The following is a 19,198-nucleotide window of genomic DNA, read 5'->3' on the forward strand; positions in this document are numbered from 1 at the left end:
TGCGCGGCGCTGCGTGTAGGGTCACCGCTAACCACTCGACCGCGCGACATCTCGAGATTGCTGGGCGAACCTGCGCTCTCCGCGTCGCGGAACTCGGTGGAAGGAGAAGCATGGACCGGCGTTCTTTTCTGAAGTTGTCCGCCGCTGGGGTGACGGCCGCCGGCGTTTCGAGCGCCGCGTGGGGCTTTGCAGGTCGGGCGGGGGCGCTTCCCCCGCGTCGCGGTGCGTACGAGCGCGTGGTCCCAGAGATCTTCCGCCCCGTTGCAGCCCCTCCGCAGCACTCGGAAGCCATCGTGATCGGCAGCGGGTTCGGCGGAGCAGTGAGTGCGCTACGCCTGGCCGAATCAGGAATCAGGACAACAGTTCTCGAGCGAGGCTCGCGCTGGCCACACGACCCGCGACGCGAGATCTTCGGGTTCGACGGGCGCATGCTGTGGCACGTGCATCGGTCACTGGCCGACAGGTCTCCGGATTCGACGTTGGCCGTGCCCGCCTACACCCAAACGCTCGGCGAGGCTGCGGTGATCGACGACTTCGGCGGCATCTTCGAGTTCAGTTGGCACCGGAACGCTGCGATCATCTGCGGAGCGGCGGTGGGTGGCGGATCAGGCGTGTACCTCGGCATCACCGTCGCGTCCGAGCGAAGGCCGTTCGAGGAGGTGTTCGCGGGAACCGTCGATTACGACGAGATGGTGCAGGTCTGGTATCCCAAGGCACTTGCGGGACTCGGAGCAACGACCATACCGCCGGATATATACCGCGCCAATGCCTTTCAGAATCACCGCGACTTCAGTCGGCTGGCAACCCGGGCCGGATACCGACCGCGAGCCGTTCCCGGTAACTGGCGGTGGAACGTGGTGCGCGACGAGATCGCCGGTCGCGCCACCCCCATGGCAACCACCGGAGCCATCGCGAACTCCAACGGCTCACTCAACTCGCTGGACTTCACCTACCTCCGACGAGCCGAGGCGACCGGGAAGGCGACCATCCATCCTCGCCACCAGGTCAACGGCATTCACCGAGAACGCTCTGGACGCTACGTCCTCGACGTCGACTATGTCAGTCCCTACGGCGACGTCCTCGCCACTCGCGCGCTCACCACCGATCGCCTGGTCGTCGCAGCCGGCTGCCTGGGAACCAATCGGCTCCTGGTTGCCGCCCGCGACACCGGGACGCTGCCGAATCTCAACGAGCACATCGGTACCGGATGGGGTAACAACGGTGCGGGCACCATCGAGGTGGGGATCGGCGGCACCCGCAAGCTCCAGCCGTCGATCGGCGGCCAGGGCTTCTTCGACACCGAGGGCCCGTTCGCGCGGTCGGTGGTCAACGGCACGTCGTCGCAGGGACCGTTGGATGCGGTCACCGCGGCAACGAGTAAGTCCGTGGTGCGGATGGGAATCACCTCTGTCGATCACTCGCGCGGTGAGTTCACCTATCACCGAGACAACGGTCGGGTGATTCTGAACTGGCCGGCTGCGGGCCACGCCGACGTCGTCGCCAACTGTCTACGCATCGGACGTCGGCTGGCCGAGAAGTCCGACCTGCCGGTCGAGAACGTGGTCTACGAGCGCGACACGACGTGGGCCCACTGCATGGGTGGCGCGACTCTCGGCACCGCGTGCGACGAGTACGGGAGGGTCAAGGGGTATCGCAACCTCTACGTCAACGACGGCGCGATGATGCCCGGATCGGCGGGGGCCTCCAACCCGTCGTTGACGATCACCGCGGTCGCCGAACGCAACATCGCCGCGATCATCGCAGCAGGCGGGTGACCCAGGGTCTACTCCGGCGTGGCTAGCTGAACTCAACGCGACCAGAGAGATCAGCATGGTTGCCGACGCTCCCATCGGTCGTCGCCGGTGAGCCGAGCTGGTCGCGGAGGGCGTCGACGACGAGCCCGATCTCGTCACCACTACGCGCGACACCGAACAGATAGTGATCGGGCCGCACCAGCGCGGCGACGTGACCTGTCTCGGACATGTGTGGCAGATACGTTCCGTCGAGATCGACTGCGTCGTCGTCCGAGTCGACGTGTGTTTCGGCGTCGACGAATCGGATGATCTTCGCGCCCAGATCGTCGAGGAACGCGAGCTGGGCGTCGCTCAACAGCATGCGAGCGTCGATGGTGGTTGCGAGTATGAATCCGGTTCCGACGACATCGTCGAGGAATTCTGTTCTGCCCTGATAGATCAGCCGGCCCTGAGCCGACAGATTTCCCGCACCGGGACCCGGCGATCCGTCCGGCAGGCGATAGAGCAGGCCGTCGGTCAGCGTCGCGGGCGGCAGCGGCGGCAGGATCTTGTCGGGGTCTCCACCCTGAGCGAGCATGAATGTGTCGCGTTCGGCGACAGCGTCGGGGTCGGTGACGCAGATGACCTTGCCCAGCTCGATGGACAGTTCGATGGCGTGACGGACGTGGCGTGAGCGCTCGGCGCCGTAGGAGTCGAGCACGTCGTCGGCGGCGAGTCCGCGCAGGACGAGGTCGAGCTTGAAGCTGAGATTCGCGGCGTCGCGGATCCCCGAACACATGCCCTGTCCGGCGAACGGCGGCATCTGATGTGCCGCGTCACCTGCGAGAAGCATTCGACCGGAACGCCATTCGTCGGCCCAGCGTGCCTGGAAGGTGTAGACCGCGTGCCGTTCGAGTATCGAGTTCTCGCGGTTGAGATCCCAGGGAGCGAGCAGTTCCCAGGCCGTGTCCTCGGTGTTGAGATCCTCGATGGTCTCGCCGGGCATGCGCATGAACTCCCACCGACGACGCCCCGGCCCTCCGGACACCGCGGTGGTCGGACGTGCAGGATCACAGATCTGCAGGTTGATCGGATCCCACACACGCTCCTCGCGCGGGAGAACGTCGACGATCAGCCAGTCGAAGAAGAAGCCCAGATCGGTCATGGCGGTCGGCATATGCGCTCGCACAAAACTGTTCGCGCCGTCGCACCCGATCACATAGGAAGCGGTGAAATCGGCGCGCTTGAGGGTCGGTCCGTGCGCGGTCACGACGACCGAGTCGTCGGTCTCCACCACACCGACGGCCTCGTGGCCGCGTCGTATGGTGATGTTCTCCGATGCTTCGGCGGCCCTCACCAATTCGGCTTCGAGCAGCGGTTGGTTGAACATCGAGGCGCGAGGCCAGCCCGATTCGCCCTGTCCGCTCCAGTCGAAGCACAACAGCGTATCACGATCCGCGTTCTGCCATTCGTAAGTCTCTGCGGGCACGGAGAAGTCGGCGAGGCGATCGCGGAGACCCGCGCGTGCCAGAAGTCGTGCGGTCTCGTCGTCATAGTGGACGGCGCGGGGCTGTGCGTAGGGCTCCGGCCAGCGTTCGAGAACGGTGACCTTCCAGCCGTACTGTGCGAGGTAGAGGGCTGTCGTCAGTCCGACCGGACCTGCGCCGACGATGAGGACGTCGCTGGTCCGTCCGGTACGGCGTCGATCAGAAGTGTTGTCTTCCATGTCATTTCCTAGTCGTGGTAGCGAAGCGTTCATGAGTTCGTGGTCGGTGGGGTGCCGTTCGTGTAGTCACCAGCGGTGGGCGTCGCCGATGCGCTGATACCAATCGAGCAGTTCGGGGTTGTCGACGGATTTGGCGTCGATGTTGACCTGTCGCCCTGCGAGCATGGCGGTGACCGGCACCTCCAACTTCTTGCCGGTTCGTGTGTGCGGGATGCCGGGCGCTGTGATCACCTCGTCGGGAACGTGGCGCGGAGACAACCTGGTGCGCACCGTGTCCCTGATGGTGTACACGAGTTCGTCGGTCAAGGTCTTGCCCGGCATGAGTGTGAGGAACATGGGCATCCAGTACGTCGCGTCTGGTCCGTCCACGCCGACGACCATCGCTTCCGCGACGTCGGGGATGGCCTCGACGACCTCGTAGATGTCGGCAGAGCCCATCCGAATCCCGTTGCGGTTCAACGTTGCATCACTACGGCCGTGGATGACGACCGAACCACGGTCGGTGACCTCGAGCCAGTCGCCGTGGCGCCACACGTTCGGTGCAATGCCGTCGGACCACTCGTGATCGAAGTAGGCGGCACGGTATTTTGCACCGTCGGCGTCGTCCCAGAAGGAGATGGGCATCGACGGCATCGGCTCGGTGATCACCATCTCGCCTACCTCTCCGACGAGAGGTGTACGGTCGGGCGCCCAGGATTCCAGTGCGCAGCCGAGGTAGCGCACCGTCAACTCGCCGGGCACATAGGGGATCGACGGCGTGCCACCGCAGAAGGCGCTGCACACGTCGGTGCCGCCCGATGTAGAGCTCACCGGGAGCCCCGCGGCGACGTGGTCGTCGATCCAGGTGAACAGGTCCGGGGCCAGCGGCGATCCGGTGCTGCCGACCGCGCGGAGCGCCAGGTCGTGATCGCGGCCGGGCTCCAGTCCGGCTTTGCGCGAGGCCTGCAACTGCGCCGGGCTGGTCCCGAAGAAGGTGACGTTGTTGTCGTCGCAGATCTGCCACAGCCGATCGGCGGTGGGCGCCAGCGGATGTCCGGAGAACGTGACGATGGTCGCACCCATCAGCAGGCCCGCGACCCGGAAGTTCCACATCATCCAGGAGAGTGCGGTGTGCCAGAAGAACACGTCGCCCGGGCCGATGTCGTTGTGTAGGCCCAGTACCTTCACGTGTTCGACGACGATGCCGCCGTGCCCATGGACGATCCCCTTGGGCTTTCCGGTTGTGCCGGAGCTGAACAGCACCCATAGGGGATGGTCGAACGGAACCTGCACAGGTGTCAGTGCGTGGGTCTCCGCGGTTGGCTCGGGCAGTTGGGTGATGACCCGGTCGCGGGGGATGTCCAGCAACTGCGCGAGTTCGGCGGTGTCGGCGCGCTTGTCCACCTGTTTGTCGCCGAACCGGTATCCGTCGCTTGCGAAGAGTGCCTTGGGTTTCAGTTGTGCGAACCGACTCGCCGCGCCCTCCGGAGCGTAGTCCTGTCCGCAGCTCGACCAGACCGCGCCGAGAGACGCCGTCGCCAGGAATGCGATCACCGCGAACGGCTCGTCGGGAAGATAGGCCGCGACGGTGTCGCCGACGCCGACACCCATCTCGCGCAGGAGCTCTGCCGTCGAGGAAACCCGCGCGGGTAGCTCCGCCCATGAGATCGCGGCGCGGCTGCCGTCGTCTGTTACGCCGACGATCGCATCGCCGGGTAGCGACGACCACCGCATCACACGGTCGACATAGTTCAGCGATACCTCGGGAAACCATTGCGCGCCAGGCATGGTGCGTGAACCCAGCACCGGACCCGTACGCTCACCCAGGTCGAAGAAGTCCCACACTGCAGCCCAAAACCGTTCGGGCTCATCGATGGAGAATCGATGCAGGGCGTCGTACTCGCCTGGTGTGACGCCGACGGTCTTCGCGAACCGGTCGATAGCGAACATTGATGCGGTTCCTTCTCTGGTGTGGGCTGCGGGTGTGGGTGCCTAGTCGGTGCGGGTGTCTAGTCGGCGCTGTGGGAGCCGGTCATCAGTGCGGCGAGGTCTTCTGGCATCAGGAACGACGGCGGTGGCGGCGGGCCCCAATTGAACAGGCTCTTGGCGCCTTCCCACACGCCTGGTTTCCAGAGCGCGTCGTCGACGATGCAGTCGATGTCGGAGTAGTACTCGGAGAAGTTGCCCGCAGGGTCCTTGAGATACCAGAAGAAATTCGAGCCGATGTGGTGGCGGCCCAATCCCCATACGTGGCGTTCGGGGTTACCCTCCAGCATCGCCATCGCGCCGCGGCCGATCTCGTCGATGTCGTCGACCTGCCACGAGGTGTGATGCAGGAAGTTGAGCGGCGCCTGCTGCACAAGCACGTTGTGGTGATCGGTAGAGCACCGCATGAATGCCGCCATCGACGGCACCACGTCGCTGATCTTGAAACCCAGACCATCGGTGAAGAACCTCTGCGTGGCAACCTGATCGGTCGACCCGATGACCACATGCCCGAGTTTGTGCGGGGCGACCTGTCCGTGGCGTTCGATCCCCGGCGCGCGGGTGTCGGGCCGATCGATACGTCCGGGTCCGTTGTACGGAGTCGGGTCGACGATCTTCTGCTCGATCCGTGGTGCGATCGACACCACCGCCGTAAAGCCTGCAATGGGTTCGACAGCGGTGACGCTGTCGCCAGATCGCTGCGCGGCGAGGTCGAGTGCGTCGAGCTGATGCTGCACACGGTCGAGATCGTCGGCGTCGTCGACGCCCACTCCGATCTCGACGAGTCGACGCTGCGCCGAGTAGGTGAGTCGGAACTGCTCACCTCCGTCAGAGGTGGCAAATGCGTTGTCGCCCAGTGGGGTCAGTCCGAACTCGGTGTAGTAGGCCGCAGTGGCCTCGACATCGGGAACACCGATCGTGATGGCGGTCAGTCTGTGCAGAGACATGGGTTTGTCGTCCTTTCTACCTGCTCTACGACCTGGTCTACGACGCGGACACCGTGGTGTGACGCTTGCCGGGCACGCACATCTGGCGCAGTTCTCCGATGCCCTCGATGTGAGTGACGATTTCTTCGCCGACGCGCAGGAACCGTTTCGGATTGCGGCCGGCTCCGACCCCACTGGGGGTTCCCGTGAAGATCAGGTCGCCGGGTAGCAGCGGCAGGACCGCCGAGAGTCGCTCGATCAGCACAGGAATCGAGAAGATCAGCTCCCCTGTGCGGCCGTGCTGCATGGTCTCGCCGTCGATGCTGCACCCGATCTCGAGGTTCGACGGGTCGTCGAACTCGTCGACGGTCACCACCGCGGGCCCGATGGGCGAGAAGCCGGGGAACGACTTGCCGAGGCTGAACTGTGGTGCGGGTGGCACCAATTGGCGGGTGCGTTCCGAGAAGTCCTGCCCCACTGTCACACCGGCGACATGCTCCCATGCATTCTCCGCAGCGACGTCGCGAGCCGTACGACCGATCACGACGACGAGCTCCGATTCCCAGTCGACCGTGTCCGTCGGCAGTTCCAGATCGCCGACCGGACCGGCCAACGATGTGCGGAACTTGGTGAAGACCGGCGGCTCGGCGGGAAAGTCGAGTCCAGACTCGGTGGCGTGGTCGCGGTAGTTGAGGCCGATCGCGAAGATCTGTGCCGGTTCAGGTACCACCGGACCGAGGTCGGCGGCGTCGTAAGCCGTGCCTGCAGGGAGATCTGCACCGTCGGCCCAGGCGACGAAGTCATCCCACTGGGCGTAGACGGCTGTGGGATCGGAGCCGAATCTTCCTGCACTTGCGTTCTCGACGTCGACCGCGCCGGAGTCGGTGAGGAGGGTCAAGCGCCCGCGGAGGTTCGTGATTCGCATGCTGTCGCTTTCGTCGTCGGAGATATGCGGTTGGTGCCACTCCGTTTGAGGGACGTGAGCTGGCTCACTCGGATGGCGCGTGGTCAGTATGCCGCCGACCGCGTCGACAAATCAAGTAAAAATAGATATTCGTTGCTAACATCGGCAGCGACCCCTGGTGTCGGCTAGTCTCGACGCATGACCTTGAGTCCCGAAAAGGCCACTCTGACCGCGACGGTTCACGACAGACTTCGCGACGAATTGCTGCGTGGAGAGCTGCTGCCGGGGTCAAAGGTGCACATCAGCGAGACCGCCGCCAGATATGGCGTGAGTCCCAGCGTGCTCCGGGAGGCATTGACCCGGCTCGCCGAACGAGGACTCGTCGTCGCCATGCCCCAGCGGGGATTCACCGTCGCTGATCTGTCCGTCGACGCGCTGCGCGATCTGACTCGCGCGCGGACATTGATCGAGGCGATGGCGCTGCGCGAATCGATCGTCGACGGTGACCTGAGCTGGGAGACAGACGTACTCGGCGGACATCATCGACTGCAACGAACACCCATGACGGATGCCGACGGCGCGGTGAACCCGCTGTGGTCCGAGGCCCATCGGCAGTTCCATCACGTACTGCTCGCCGGGGGAACCAGCACGCGCCTCACCGCGATCGCCGACGGCCTAAGGGACTGCTCGGATCTCTACATCCACTGGTCGAGGGCACTGGCGCACGACGATCACCGCGACGCCGCCGCTGAACATCAGCAGATCGCCGACCTGACCCTTGCGCGTGATGCCGACGGCGCCGCCGCTGCACTGGTCGCACACATCGAGCGGACGACGGACGTCCTCGTCGAGTACGCGAATTCTGTGTCGGAGTCAGAGAATCCGGTCAACCGAACCTGACGACCCAGCACTCCCGCCATGCCCTCACCTGTCCAACCGCCTCTGCCCGAGCACGTAGTCGCTCGGCGCACCGGACACGAGCATTTCGCCGTCGACGGCACCGCATTGTCGTCGACACTCAGTGACTTCTGGACGTGGAGCGCGTCGGATCTTCTGTCGAACGCACTCCGCGGTCAGCTTGCGGAGTACATCGTCGGACTGGCGCTCGACTGCGTCGACGGAAAGCTTCGCCGGGAATGGGACGCCTTCGATCTCATGACGCGCGACAACATCGCGGTCGAAGTGAAGTCGACCGCGTATTTACAAACCTGGGGGACCACCAAGGCCTCATCGCGGCGATTCGATATCAGGGCAACAACTGGCTGGCATGCAGACTCCAACTCCTACAGCACAATTCGTCAGCGTCAAGCAGACGTGTACGTATTCTGTGTGCACACGTCGACCGATCGGCGCGTTGCCGATCCCCTGCAACTGGACCAATGGGACTTCTACGTCGTAGCGACCACGACGATCAACAAAGCCCTCCCCCAGCAACGCTCGATAGCGCTCTCGCAACTGACACCACGGCTCGGCGCCCACGCTGTCGGCTTCGGCGAGGTACGCGACGCAGTTCGAGCCGCGGTAGCCGGACGTTAGTCCCATCCGAATCTTCCGCCGTGTCGAACCCTGAGTAGAGAGCGCCGTGCCAATCAGGAGAAGACCAATGAGAACAGCTCTACGCACGGCAGTCGTCGCCACGACGGCCGCCGCCGCATTCACCCTCACCGGTGCGCTGACCGGAGACGCTCACGCGGCACCGCAGCAACCGTTTCCCAGCGGGCACTACAACGGGCAGCTGACCGGATGGTCGGCGCCTGCCAATGCCATCTGGTTCGGCAAGGACTTCAGCGGTGCGACGGTCATCAACGACACGATTGCCGGCAAGATTGTCCCCGCAGATGTGTACCGCGCCAACTCGGTGGTCAATGGTCGGCCGGTCATCGTCGTCGATTATGCAAGATCGGGACTTCCCGGCATCCGTGATGAACTCACCTCTGACGGACGAGGCGGCTACAACGGCGTCGGCGTCGCAGGGAACACTCCGGCACTCACCTTCACCCTTCGGCGGTAGTCACTGCGACGCGCGGAAGCACTCGACGATCAGCGCCACATGATCCGTCGTCGACCTCCGCGAATCCGCATGCGTTCAAGGTCGCTCGGAGAGACCGGATTGTTCACCGCCGGAGCTCGAACCATGCTCGGCCCCTCCGACATTGACGAGGACAACGCCGACAATGATGAGTCCGATGCCGACGATGGCGACACCAGACAGCGACTCGCCGAAGATCACGACTCCGAGCACCGCGACGACCGTCGTCCCCACCGCCGCCCAGATGGCGTACCCGGTGCTGACGGGTAGTCCGCGGTTGAGGGCCAACCCGAGCAAGACGAAGCTCAGCAGGTAGCCGATCACGACGAAAATCGACGGGGTCAGCTTGGTGAAACCCTCGGACGCCTTGAGCGACATCGTCGCGACCACCTCGCTGAGAATGGCGCCGATGAGCAGAACATATGCCATCACGTCATCCTCACGGAGAACACTCTAGACGGCAGCGCCTCCCATCACGCGTGTCGGCTTCGACGTCAGGACAGACGCGACGCCCAGGTGTCGGAGTCGAACGGCCATTTGTCGAGGCAACCCTCCGGGCGCTTGAGGGACGCACCACGTGTTCATCGGGACTCGATACGTCGAGCGACAATCGCGCCATGGGGGCGCGCGTCGAACTCTTTCCTTGAATGGGTTTCGACGATCACGAATCCCGCTGCTCTTATCAGCTCGCTCAGCGCGTCCGTTGGCCACCGATACGCTCGTATCACCCGATGCTCGAACGCCTCCACATGCTCCGACTCGAAAAAGCCGACGAGGAGTCCGCCGCCTGGACGCAAGACACGAGCGAACTCAGCCAAGACGCCCGGGAGCTCCTCCGGCTCGTGATGGATCGTCGTATACCACGCGAGAATTCCACCGAGAGAACCGGTTTCAACGTCGATGTCGCTGAAGTCGCCGACATCAAAGGTGAGCTCAGGATATGTGGACCGCGCATGGTCGACGAACTCCGGTACCAGGTCGACTCCCTGCACATCGCATCCCTGCCGCGCCAGGAAGCGAGACCACTGTCCGGGCCCGCACCCGGCGTCGAGCACGGTACCGATCAGGCCTCCGGCCCACGCAGCTACAAGTGATCGGTCCGCCGGATGCGTGTGCTCGATCGAACCGAAGGCATCGACATACTCCGCGGACAGGGCGGAGTACGAGGTTCTGAGCGCGCTGTGGTCCGTCACGACGGCAGCCTACCGATGCGGGTACGACGCCGGGTCAGCGGTCGATAGCGTTCCGTGTCTTTGACAGGGTTGAGGTCGACTTCGCCATCACGGTTGGGGCGGCTATAGCTGGCGGCGCAGCGATGGCGGGTGCAGAACCCGCGACGGGATGACCTGCGAAGATGTTCAGAAAAGCCACGGGATCAGCATTGACAAGCCGAAAGAGGATGAGCGACGTGGGAGATGGCGCACTAGAAGCGCTTCCGCAACGAATTCAGGCGGGCGGAATCACCGCCTTGATCGCAGTTGGGGGCGTGACCGCTTACGGGGGTGAGGACTTCACGAGTGCGTCCCCTTCGCTGGATCTAGCGAAGATCGCATCGGCCCAGGCGCCTACCGAATACGCGCGCGTGCCTGACGCGGAACACAAGACAGCAATGGCGCAGATCGCTGCGCAACCCGTCCCGCCGGGATACGAGGTACACCCGTCGAGTTGCGCACCGCAGCCGGCCGCGGTCCCCCAATCGACGATGTCGAACATGAAGGTGGTGGCCTTTCGTTCAAGGACCGCGATCATGTCGTTGGTCGGTTACGACGCCGGCGCGGGTAAGACGTTCGATGTTGGGCAGTGTGCGGATACCACGATCATCGGTCCGGATGGCTTCGAGGTCATGACTGTGCCAACAGACAAATTGGACATCCCCGGTGCGGACAGGACGCGAGGGTCACAATCTGTGGTTCGCGAGAAGGTCGACAGTCAAGCCTTCAGCCAATACACCTACGTCGCGCAGGTGGCAGAGCGCTACCGAGTCGTCGTGTTTCTGACGCCACTGCTCAATGAGCGGAGTGAGCGGGTACTTCCGGTAGCTCCCGCGCATGCTCGTGACCTCCTGCGTAGTGCGGTCGCGCAGCTAGTACCGTCGTAAGTCCGTTGATTGGGGGGTTTCTCGTGAACGTCGATGAGATTCGCAGGTCTTTCTACGGGACGTGGCACGCGACCTATCTAGAACTCGACGAGCTGACCGCCCAGGAGGTGCAAGACCTGCCCACGATCTGGCGTGAGTTGGTCGCCTCCGGCGATGAAGCGGGTGGTGCTGTCGCCTCGCTGTGGCGGCAGTTGTGCCCTCGTCTTACTCGCGTCGCGGACTTCCTGGAGGAGAACCTGATTCAGGTCGGGTTGTCACGGATGACGACTCCGCATTATGTGGTCCGAGACTTCCAACTTGGCGACCGTGCGGGTTACGACACCACCGACATCGCGCTGGTGTACATCACTCGGGATCTAGACCACGTCGTGCCATTCAACGCGTGGATCGGACGCCAACCGTTTCGACAAGAGTTGCCTGCGTGGTGGGGTTCGGTCCAGTCGGTGTTGGGCGATCTCGCCACTGAGTTCCACGACGGCTTCATGCTCGACGCCTGGAACCAGGGACTCCTAGCGATTCCGGACATGCCGACAATGTCCGAGCTATGGATCGACTACGTCGACCCCGATGCGGAGATGATGTACGTCCACCGCGAGGGCGACTACCAGGCCGCGGTGCCGCGCGATCAATGGCCGGACTTCTCGCAACTGCGGGTCATCGCTGAAAGCACGACTAACCGAGCGTGGGCGGTCGACCAGCGACGAGCCGACAACACCGGCTGGGGCGACGGCGCCGACACTCTCGCTCCCATCAGCGATCTCGCGCATTCGATCGAGGACATGCTGTGCGAACTCATGATCCCTTGGACGTAGTCACGAAGGACTGAGGAGTAACCACTTGAATCGGAGCCTCAACCGTTTGGGGCGTCCCTGCGCCGGGTAATCTCCACACCATCACCCCAGCGCGCCGTACCCACCACGACCCAGCCACCGACGGCGATTTCGCGGAGGTCCGCGCGTCTGTCGCCGTCGATCACGGCTGGCCATCGACCCCGCGCTGCTGGGGCTTTCCCCGTCGAACACCTTGACGCAACAACGCAGGGTGACTATGACCTGGCCGGATAGCATCGGCGATCAACGGAAGTCGCGAGGGATGAGGCAATGGAGCTAAGCGAAATTCGTGAGTACTTCAGCGGTGCGCACGGTGCGGAGTATCTGACGATAGGCGATCTCACAGACAGGGAACGCTAGACTCTTCCGCAGTTGTGGTCGGCGGCATTGGTGTTGCAGGACGAGGAGATCGGGTCATTTATGGCCGCGCATTGGCGTCGTGTGTGCCCGAGCATGCCCCGACTCGCGGATTACCTCAAACAACATTTGCTGCACGTCGGATTGGCTCGGATCAACGAGCCATACCATTACGTCCGAGCGGTCCAGGACGGACCGCAACCAGAGGCCGAGCGACACCAGTCGGAGATTGCGCTTGCCTATCTGATCCCGGACCCGCGGGAGGGGGTGCATCGGCCGTTCTATTCGTGTTTCGGTCGCAAGCCCTTCGGTGGGCAGCGCCCGAGCTGGTGGCCAGCTGTCGAAGCCGTACTCGGGACGTTGGCCACCAATTTGCATGACGGCTTCATGGAGCAGTTCTGGGGGTCCCCACTGAGACCCCAACTCCGCTGGCGATCTCGCGGGTCGACTCGTCGCGGTCGCAGCGGGAGAGGATCGCCGCGCGCTTGTCGTCGTCGACGACGCTCGGCCGACCACCGACCTTGCCGCGGCGACGCGCCGCCTCCAGGCCACTGCGGGTCTTGCGGACGATGTCGCCGTTCGTTGATCGGTCATTGGTCGTCGGAACTCCGTGGCACAGTATATCCGTGGCCATACGGAACGACGGTAAAGATCCGGTTGACCTCGCGCGGCACTATGACCTGTGGAATTCCCCGCGACACTTCTGCTGAAAGCATTGGATACCCGAGGCTGAGAGTGACGATCCCAAGGAGCTCGCCGCCTACTGGGTAACCCTCCGCAAAGAAGCGAATAGTGGTGTCGTCCCGAGGAAGGCGATCAACGCAACGCGAGGCGTGATCGCTGAGAAGACCGGTGGACACTGGATTCCTCGTTACTACGCAGTCTCAGTCGCGGGCACCGGCGAGGCCACGCCGATCACAGGTCGTACCGTGCTGTTTGAGGGTGTTGAATGCGCCGGGCAAGCGAGAACGTACGCGGCCCCGACGCGACAATTCGTGGTCGAACGACACCGAGCTTCGCAGACAGACAGTCGCGCACTTCGGAACCGCCTGTGCGTACTACGGATTGGACGTCCCGCAGATCATCGAGGCTGCTCACCTCGTCGCCGATTCGCAAGGTGGTGCAGCGAGCGTCGACAGTATGCGCCCCATGTGCCCGAGTCATCATCGCGCCTACGACGCGGGACTCTTGGTCTGGGATGCGGCTGGGGGTCGGTTCGAGCCTGCGCCGGGCGCCGCCCAGGTAGCACCTCTCCGCGCCGGCAGTAGTGCTGTCCAGTAGGGGGCATAAATGCCAACAGAACACCGAACGAATCTTCCGAAACTCAATGAACCGGACCGACGCTAGTCACACCACCCTTACTGGGTAGCTGGCGCCCCGGAGGGCTCGCACGTGTCGCGCGAGCCTCTTCGAAGTAGAGCTTGACGTCGCACCTGCGGGCTATCGTTCCAGCTATGGACAGCACACGCGCCGAAGAGTTTGACCGAGCTGTATTCGAGTGGGCGGCTCGATATAACGGGTACACACGTATTTCCGGTAGTCCCGAAAGACTCATCACTGTGCTGCGGCCGCTAGTCGAGGTATATGACCGCGACGGCGAGATTCCGGAGTGGGCAGGTATCGATCTCTTAAGAGGGTGGGCGTTCTACCTCGCGCGTGAATGGCGTTTCTGCGGGTACGGGCGGCCGTTCACAGAGGACTACCCACAGGTGCGTGACATCGCAGCAGCAGTCAATGCGCGAAGCGATGCGACAGCAGAGGACGTGTGCCTAGCGCTGCCTGGCTTCGAGCGGCGTTACGCCACAGGCGCGACAGGCATCTTCACCACCGAACCCATGATCACCCGTGCGCTCGCCGCCGAAATCCGGCACGATCCAAAGCGACTTCTCGACCGCCTCGCCCGAGACTTGCCCGACGATGCTGCGTTTCTCGAAGTTGAACGAGTCGAATCCGAGAGCACCGCCCGCCTCGACATCGTCTTGCACCTCGACGAAGGCCTGACGATCGGGATCGAGGCGAAGCTCGACCACGAACTTTCCGACGCGCAGATGTCCAAGCAACTCCGCGCCGTCGACTATCTCTTCCTGCTGGTGCTCGACAAGGCCGACGCCGGAGTCTACGAGGAACACGTTCAAGGCGTACTCACCTGGACCGAGGCCATCAGTTGTTTCACGGCTCCTCGGTTGCGCCTAGAAGATATTGAGGCTGTGCCCGCCCAGAAGGTAGCTGTTGAGCGAATGTTGAGGCCGCTCGCACAGTCACTCGGCGAGCAATTCGGACCCGAGTGGAAGGTCGCGGTCGGCCGGGGCGGAAGCGGGATGTCGGCAATCACGGTCTGGAGCCCACACCTGCCCGACAGCCGACGTCTGCGTGGACAGATCCAGGTAGTCGGGCGCGGCATGCCCGAGAACTCGGAGGACCTTGAGTTCGAGTTCCACGTCGGCATCGAGACCAGGCCGACGGCCGCGGATTTCCCCGCCGCCAATACGGCAGACGTCGCGCCGGGGTGGCTAAACCATCTGATAGTCCTTCGCGACGAGGTGATCCAAGGTGACCTCGCGCGATTCCGCCTCCGACAAGGTCGAGCTGGCAATGGCCGACAGGGCGTCGGGAAGAACAAGCTACCGCTCGTCAAAAAGTTCCTGCCGGATGATCCGTGGCTCGCGCAGGGATACTTCGATTGGTCGCTCGGTCCCAAGTCGGAGCCGACCACGCCGGATGAGCTTGAGAACCTCGCGAACTGTGCCCAGCAACTCTTCGTTCAGTGGTACTCCGCCTCGACTAACGCTGACTGACGCGCTGAACGGGTACGCGATGGTTGCATGCAATTTGATCGCTTCTACTGTGAGATTCAGCAAAAGGGGATGGTGCAACATGGCCAGAAGGTCGAAACCGACACGGACACGCAAGAAAACCCGGTCGCGTGCAAGGCGCGGTTATGAAGACTCGGTCAACTTTCACGCGCTTTCAGCGACACTGCCGAGCTTCCACGACACCGCGACTCGATTGAATGCAGAGGTATGGGCCCAGATTCAGAAAACCCTCGCTAAGTACGCAGATCCACAGATTGCCAGTGAGATCAAGGTACCGTACCTAGGGGTTGCAACGTCGGTAACCCAGAAATTCAACGCGTCTATCAGAGATCCATGGCAGGATGGATCGTCCAACGCCATATTTAGTGAGGATATGTATGTAGTTGCAGATTCGGTCTCTCTTCTATTTTATATCATAGAAAGCTCGTTAGGCGCAATAGGCCGTTCCGATTTGATACGTGGCGGAGTCGCCGTCCGACGTAGTGTTTCAGGGTTTGCTCGGGCGAATAAGTTCGCCGATCCGGCCCCGCCGCTGGAAGTTCTCAGTCATATCCGGTCCGAACAGACCTCTCACCCGAATGATCGAACGCTCCCGATGGCGGCTGTTAATGAGGTTATACGGAGGTTTGATGAGCCGCATTTTTCTCGTTCTAAGACTAATTCAATCGTTGGGCTTGTTCGCTTTTTGGTTGCTGGTCACGAGTTAAGCCACCACTTGCTGGGCCACTTATCCGATGCTATTGCTACCCCGCCTAACGAAAGCAGGAGATTTGCAGAATCTGTTGTAGATGATCACTTATTGGGCTATTCAGATATGCGAGTTTCTAGAAATAGAGAAGTTCAATCGGATGTTCTCGCGGCGCATCTCATTTGGAAGTGCCTGCAACCGACGGTTAGGTCCGCTGATGATCGATTAGAGACGTTCTCTGATCTCTACTATTCCACTGTGGTGCTGATGACTTGCTTAGAGGAAATATCTGGCGCCGCCCCCAGTTTTGACCCAGAGGATCGACATGCTCATCCGCCGCCCTTGGTTCGTCAAGAAATCATCAAACACGCTTTAACTAATATGTGCGGTCTGCGGCGGGACGATGTTTACCGCCGCGCCGTGACCTTCGAGTCTATTCAGATTATAGCTTTTCAGAACATCGCCCGTAAGGCTCGGGGCGAGGCATACGAACCGTACGTTTGGTTACCGATGTTCGACGATCCGCCTCTGACGAAAGAGACGCACGACTGAAAGAACCGCGTATGCGGGCCGCCTGTCAACGGCATGCTTGGGGTCCTTCAACTAGCCAAGATCCCTGGTCAGCTAGCTACGTCGTAATATGCCGACTTTTATCAGAGCCTACATTTCGCGCGCGCTTCGCAAAAGCAGGACGCTACTCATCCGCGACAGCGACTCAGAAGCTGAGTGCCGACCTGAAGTGCAAACAAGGCGAGAATCGCGAGGAACGGGTGCAAACTGATGCAAAGTCGGATGAGAAACTGCAATGCGGAATGGGAACCTACAGCAAACAACCACTACCCCCGCGCCATATCCACGAAGCGGCTCAGATGTAGTTGGTGCGCAACGGTTATCGTGGCGGTCGGGCCATTTCGATGCTTGCCGACAATGATGTCGGCCTCACCCGCGCGAGGATCGTCACGTTCGAAAGCATCCGGCCGATGCAGAAGGATAACCATGTCGGCATCCTGTTCCAGACTGCCCGACTCGCGAAGATCCGACACCTGCGGCTTCTTGTCGGTGCGTTGCTCCGGTCCGCGGTTGAGCTGGCTGATCGCGACGACCGGAACTTCGAGTTCCTTTGCGAGCAGCTTCAATTGGCGGCTGAACTCCGAGACCTCCTGCTGGCGTGACTCGACCTTCTTGCCCGAGGTCATCAGCTGCATGTAGTCCACCACAACGAGTTTCAGGTCGTGACGCTGTTTGAGGCGTCGCGCCTTGGCGCGGATCTCCATCATGGTGAGGTTCGGAGAGTCGTCGATGAACAGCGGCGCCTCGGAGATCTCACCCATGCGGCGCGCGAGACGGGTCCAGTCGTCGTCGGACATGGAACCACCGCGCATGTCGCCGAGTTTGATCTTCGCCTCAGCCGAGAGGAGTCGCATCACGATCTCGACCTTGCTCATCTCCAACGAGAACATCGCTGCGGTCATCTGGTGGCCGATCGAGCACGACCGGATGAAATCCATGGCGAGCGTCGAGTTGTGTGTCGGCACCATGGCTTCGCCTGCGAGATACATGTGGTCGTCGTTGTCGACCTGCACGCAACGGACCGGGACACTGCGCACGGGGCGCACGGCGACAAGTCGTCGGACTCCGGAGCGGCGTCGAAGCTCCTTGTGGCGCAACGCTTTGTGGTAGACGGTGAACACATCGTCGTCGCCGGTGTCGACGCGCAGCCAGCCGGTCGCCGACCGCTTGTAGGTGTATCCGAGTCCTGCGACCAGGTCGGCGAGTACGGCGGTCATGTGTCGGGTGGCGGCGGGGACGATGATCCACCCGTCTTCGTCGACGCTGGCGCGGGCATCGAGGAGTCCGGCGAGCAGCGCTCGACGCTGCGCAATCGACCCGCGCAGGTACTCGTAAGGAATGCGGCCGCCGAGATCCGACATCAGCGCCATCACGTCGACATCGCCCTCGGCGTCGATGCGAATACCGATCTCCGGGTCGTCGAACGCCATCCCCGCAAGCGCCGCAACGGTATACGGGCCGTAGGCGAAGTTCTTGCGCGGCAGGTCGAGCGGCGCGGTGTTGCGCACCATGGCGCAGCCGACGTGCACTCGTAGGTCGGCGGTGGTGAGCGTGCGTTTTTCGTCGTCGATCTCGGCGACCCACTGGTGCTGTTCGTCGGCGACCAGCACGGTGCCGTCGCTGAACTCGACCTCGAAACATGGCCGGTCGGTCATGACGTCGGTCGCCGCGATGACTCGCGTCGGGGCACCGCTGGCGTCGATGAGTTGGTCGCCGACGCTGACGGTGCCCATCGTGGTCCAGCCGGTCGGCGTCGGCAGCGGGGTGTCGAGGGCGAGTGCCTTGCCGACACCGGGACGCGCGGCCACGATGATCATCTGGCCGGGGTGCAGTCCGTTGGTGAGCTTGTCGAGATCGGCGAAGCCGGTGGGCACCCCGAGCGAGATGCCGCCACGCGAGGCGATGGAGTCGATCTCGTCCATCGTCGGCTGCAGCAACTCTTCGAGCGGCACGTAGTCCTCAGCGGTGCGGCGCTCGGTGACCTCGTACACCTCGGCCTGGGCGCGGTCGACGACCTCCGCGACGTCCTGACCGTCGGCTCCCGAATAGCCGAACTGCACGATGCGCGTACCCGCCTCGACGAGGCGTCGGAGAATGGCCTTCTCTGCGACGATCTCGGCGTAGTAGCCGGCGTTGGCGGCGGTGGGGACCGTCGAGATCAGCGTGTGTAGGTAGGGGGCGCCACCGATGCGACGCAGTTCTCCCGCGCGCTCGAGCTCGGCGGCGACGGTGACCGCGTCGGCGGGCTCGCCCTTTCCGTACAGCTCGAGGATCGCCTCGTACACAGCCTGGTGTGCCGGCCGGTAGAAGTCGTTGGTGCGGATCTTCTCGATGACGTCGGCGATTGCGTCCTTCGAGAGCATCATGCCGCCGAGCACGGACTGCTCTGCGGCCATGTCCTGCGGCGGTTGCCTCCCGAACTCCTCGACGGGGATGTCGGGCTCATTTGCTCGGCCGGAATCCCGCGGCGCGTCATGGCCGCGATCATCGACAACTGCCACCCTGTGCCAACCTCTCGAATTCGAAACCCTGACGATCGACGTCCCCCAACCGTCACAT

16 protein-coding genes are annotated in these 19,198 nt (G+C 62.9%); 8 read left to right on the forward strand and 8 right to left on the reverse strand.

The features are described 5' to 3' along the window. The first annotated feature begins 110 nt into the window (after nucleotides 1–110). The gene (locus GOOTI_RS22715) at nucleotides 111–1,775 is read left to right on the forward strand and encodes a GMC oxidoreductase (RefSeq protein ID WP_007240947.1); all 1,665 of its coding nucleotides are present in this window, start codon (nucleotides 111–113) and stop codon (nucleotides 1,773–1,775) included. Nucleotides 1,776–1,797: 22 nt separating this feature from the next. On the opposite strand, the gene mhpA is transcribed toward GOOTI_RS22715, so the two are convergent. Genes mhpA through GOOTI_RS22735 form a run of 4 tightly spaced genes read right to left on the reverse strand, consistent with a single transcriptional unit; the run spans nucleotide 1,798 to nucleotide 7,275 of the window. Further along, nucleotides 1,798–3,492: a bifunctional 3-(3-hydroxy-phenyl)propionate/3-hydroxycinnamic acid hydroxylase MhpA gene (gene mhpA / locus GOOTI_RS22720; RefSeq protein WP_373279049.1), complete on the reverse strand. Its 1,695-nt coding sequence runs from the start codon at nucleotides 3,490–3,492 to the stop codon at nucleotides 1,798–1,800. A gap of 33 nt (nucleotides 3,493–3,525) precedes the next feature. Beyond that, entirely contained in the window at nucleotides 3,526–5,388 is a 1,863-nt protein-coding gene (locus tag GOOTI_RS22725) for an acetoacetate--CoA ligase (protein ID WP_007240949.1), read from the reverse strand. 59 nt (nucleotides 5,389–5,447) lie between these two features. Beyond that, nucleotides 5,448–6,371 carry a VOC family protein gene (locus GOOTI_RS22730; protein WP_007240950.1) on the reverse strand — a complete coding sequence of 308 codons (924 nt, stop codon included), beginning with the start codon at nucleotides 6,369–6,371 and terminating at the stop codon, nucleotides 5,448–5,450. 37 nt (nucleotides 6,372–6,408) lie between these two features. Beyond that, the gene (locus GOOTI_RS22735) at nucleotides 6,409–7,275 is read right to left on the reverse strand and encodes a fumarylacetoacetate hydrolase family protein (RefSeq protein ID WP_007240951.1); all 867 of its coding nucleotides are present in this window, start codon (nucleotides 7,273–7,275) and stop codon (nucleotides 6,409–6,411) included. Between the two features lie 177 nt (nucleotides 7,276–7,452). Here GOOTI_RS22735 and GOOTI_RS22740 point away from each other — a divergent pair, with 177 nt between their 5' ends. The 3 genes from GOOTI_RS22740 (at nucleotide 7,453) to GOOTI_RS22750 (ending at nucleotide 9,265) form a co-directional block, all read left to right on the forward strand. Continuing rightward, nucleotides 7,453–8,154: a GntR family transcriptional regulator gene (locus tag GOOTI_RS22740; protein ID WP_007240952.1), complete on the forward strand. Its 702-nt coding sequence runs from the start codon at nucleotides 7,453–7,455 to the stop codon at nucleotides 8,152–8,154. 18 nt (nucleotides 8,155–8,172) lie between these two features. Continuing rightward, nucleotides 8,173–8,790, forward strand: coding sequence for a hypothetical protein (locus GOOTI_RS22745; protein ID WP_007240953.1), 618 nt, complete (start codon nucleotides 8,173–8,175; stop codon nucleotides 8,788–8,790). A gap of 67 nt (nucleotides 8,791–8,857) precedes the next feature. Beyond that, nucleotides 8,858–9,265, forward strand: a complete 408-nt coding sequence (locus GOOTI_RS22750) for a hypothetical protein (RefSeq protein ID WP_007240954.1) — start codon at nucleotides 8,858–8,860, stop codon at nucleotides 9,263–9,265. A 75-nt stretch (nucleotides 9,266–9,340) separates the two neighbouring features. Here GOOTI_RS22750 and GOOTI_RS22755 read toward each other — a convergent pair whose 3' ends face one another. Together GOOTI_RS22755 and GOOTI_RS22760 are read right to left on the reverse strand one after the other, a co-directional pair. Further along, the gene (locus GOOTI_RS22755) at nucleotides 9,341–9,712 is read right to left on the reverse strand and encodes a DMT family transporter (protein ID WP_007240955.1); all 372 of its coding nucleotides are present in this window, start codon (nucleotides 9,710–9,712) and stop codon (nucleotides 9,341–9,343) included. 152 nt (nucleotides 9,713–9,864) lie between these two features. Beyond that, nucleotides 9,865–10,476: a class I SAM-dependent methyltransferase gene (locus GOOTI_RS22760; RefSeq protein WP_039994590.1), complete on the reverse strand. Its 612-nt coding sequence runs from the start codon at nucleotides 10,474–10,476 to the stop codon at nucleotides 9,865–9,867. A 206-nt stretch (nucleotides 10,477–10,682) separates the two neighbouring features. Between GOOTI_RS22760 and GOOTI_RS22765 the strand changes: the two genes are divergently transcribed. Both GOOTI_RS22765 and GOOTI_RS22770 read left to right on the forward strand, forming a co-directional pair. Next, a complete protein-coding gene (locus tag GOOTI_RS22765) occupies nucleotides 10,683–11,381 on the forward strand; it encodes a DUF5642 family protein (protein WP_039994591.1) in 699 nt (232 codons plus the stop codon). A gap of 23 nt (nucleotides 11,382–11,404) precedes the next feature. Beyond that, nucleotides 11,405–12,193 carry a hypothetical protein gene (locus GOOTI_RS22770; protein ID WP_007240958.1) on the forward strand — a complete coding sequence of 263 codons (789 nt, stop codon included), beginning with the start codon at nucleotides 11,405–11,407 and terminating at the stop codon, nucleotides 12,191–12,193. Between the two features lie 760 nt (nucleotides 12,194–12,953). Here GOOTI_RS22770 and GOOTI_RS22780 read toward each other — a convergent pair. Further along, a complete protein-coding gene (locus GOOTI_RS22780; RefSeq protein WP_007240960.1) occupies nucleotides 12,954–13,202 on the reverse strand; it encodes a recombinase family protein in 249 nt (82 codons plus the stop codon). 925 nt (nucleotides 13,203–14,127) lie between these two features. On the opposite strand from GOOTI_RS22780, the gene GOOTI_RS22790 reads away from it, so the two are divergent. Continuing rightward, nucleotides 14,128–15,363 (forward strand): PDDEXK-like family protein, encoded by a 1,236-nt coding sequence (locus tag GOOTI_RS22790; RefSeq protein ID WP_233425560.1) that lies wholly within the window; start codon nucleotides 14,128–14,130, stop codon nucleotides 15,361–15,363. Nucleotides 15,364–15,442: 79 nt separating this feature from the next. Next, nucleotides 15,443–16,621: a hypothetical protein gene (locus tag GOOTI_RS25885; protein ID WP_007240963.1), complete on the forward strand. Its 1,179-nt coding sequence runs from the start codon at nucleotides 15,443–15,445 to the stop codon at nucleotides 16,619–16,621. Between the two features lie 284 nt (nucleotides 16,622–16,905). Here the strand turns inward: GOOTI_RS25885 and dnaB are convergent, their stop codons facing one another. Beyond that, on the reverse strand, nucleotides 16,906–19,140 hold the full coding sequence (dnaB, locus tag GOOTI_RS22795; RefSeq protein WP_007240964.1) for a replicative DNA helicase: 2,235 nt from the start codon (nucleotides 19,138–19,140) through the stop codon (nucleotides 16,906–16,908). Nucleotides 19,141–19,198: the final 58 nt, after the last annotated feature.

This window comes from Gordonia otitidis NBRC 100426 (assembly GCF_000248075.1).
Taxonomy (GTDB): domain Bacteria; phylum Actinomycetota; class Actinomycetes; order Mycobacteriales; family Mycobacteriaceae; genus Gordonia; species Gordonia otitidis.

What these genes read in the sequence shown, in the direction of transcription:
- GOOTI_RS22715 (WP_007240947.1), top strand. Translation starts at nt 111, where the DNA reads ATGGACCGGCGTTCTTTTCTGAAGTTGTCCGCCGCTGGGGTGACGGCC.
- mhpA (WP_373279049.1), bottom strand. Translation starts at nt 3,492, where the DNA reads ATGAACGCTTCGCTACCACGACTAGGAAATGACATGGAAGACAACACT.
- GOOTI_RS22725 (WP_007240949.1), bottom strand. Translation starts at nt 5,388, where the DNA reads ATGTTCGCTATCGACCGGTTCGCGAAGACCGTCGGCGTCACACCAGGC.
- GOOTI_RS22730 (WP_007240950.1), bottom strand. Translation starts at nt 6,371, where the DNA reads ATGTCTCTGCACAGACTGACCGCCATCACGATCGGTGTTCCCGATGTC.
- GOOTI_RS22735 (WP_007240951.1), bottom strand. Translation starts at nt 7,275, where the DNA reads ATGCGAATCACGAACCTCCGCGGGCGCTTGACCCTCCTCACCGACTCC.
- GOOTI_RS22740 (WP_007240952.1), top strand. Translation starts at nt 7,453, where the DNA reads ATGACCTTGAGTCCCGAAAAGGCCACTCTGACCGCGACGGTTCACGAC.
- GOOTI_RS22745 (WP_007240953.1), top strand. Translation starts at nt 8,173, where the DNA reads ATGCCCTCACCTGTCCAACCGCCTCTGCCCGAGCACGTAGTCGCTCGG.
- GOOTI_RS22750 (WP_007240954.1), top strand. Translation starts at nt 8,858, where the DNA reads ATGAGAACAGCTCTACGCACGGCAGTCGTCGCCACGACGGCCGCCGCC.
- GOOTI_RS22755 (WP_007240955.1), bottom strand. Translation starts at nt 9,712, where the DNA reads ATGGCATATGTTCTGCTCATCGGCGCCATTCTCAGCGAGGTGGTCGCG.
- GOOTI_RS22765 (WP_039994591.1), top strand. Translation starts at nt 10,683, where the DNA reads ATGAGCGACGTGGGAGATGGCGCACTAGAAGCGCTTCCGCAACGAATT.
- GOOTI_RS22780 (WP_007240960.1), bottom strand. Translation starts at nt 13,202, where the DNA reads ATGGCCACGGATATACTGTGCCACGGAGTTCCGACGACCAATGACCGA.
- GOOTI_RS25885 (WP_007240963.1), top strand. Translation starts at nt 15,443, where the DNA reads ATGGCCAGAAGGTCGAAACCGACACGGACACGCAAGAAAACCCGGTCG.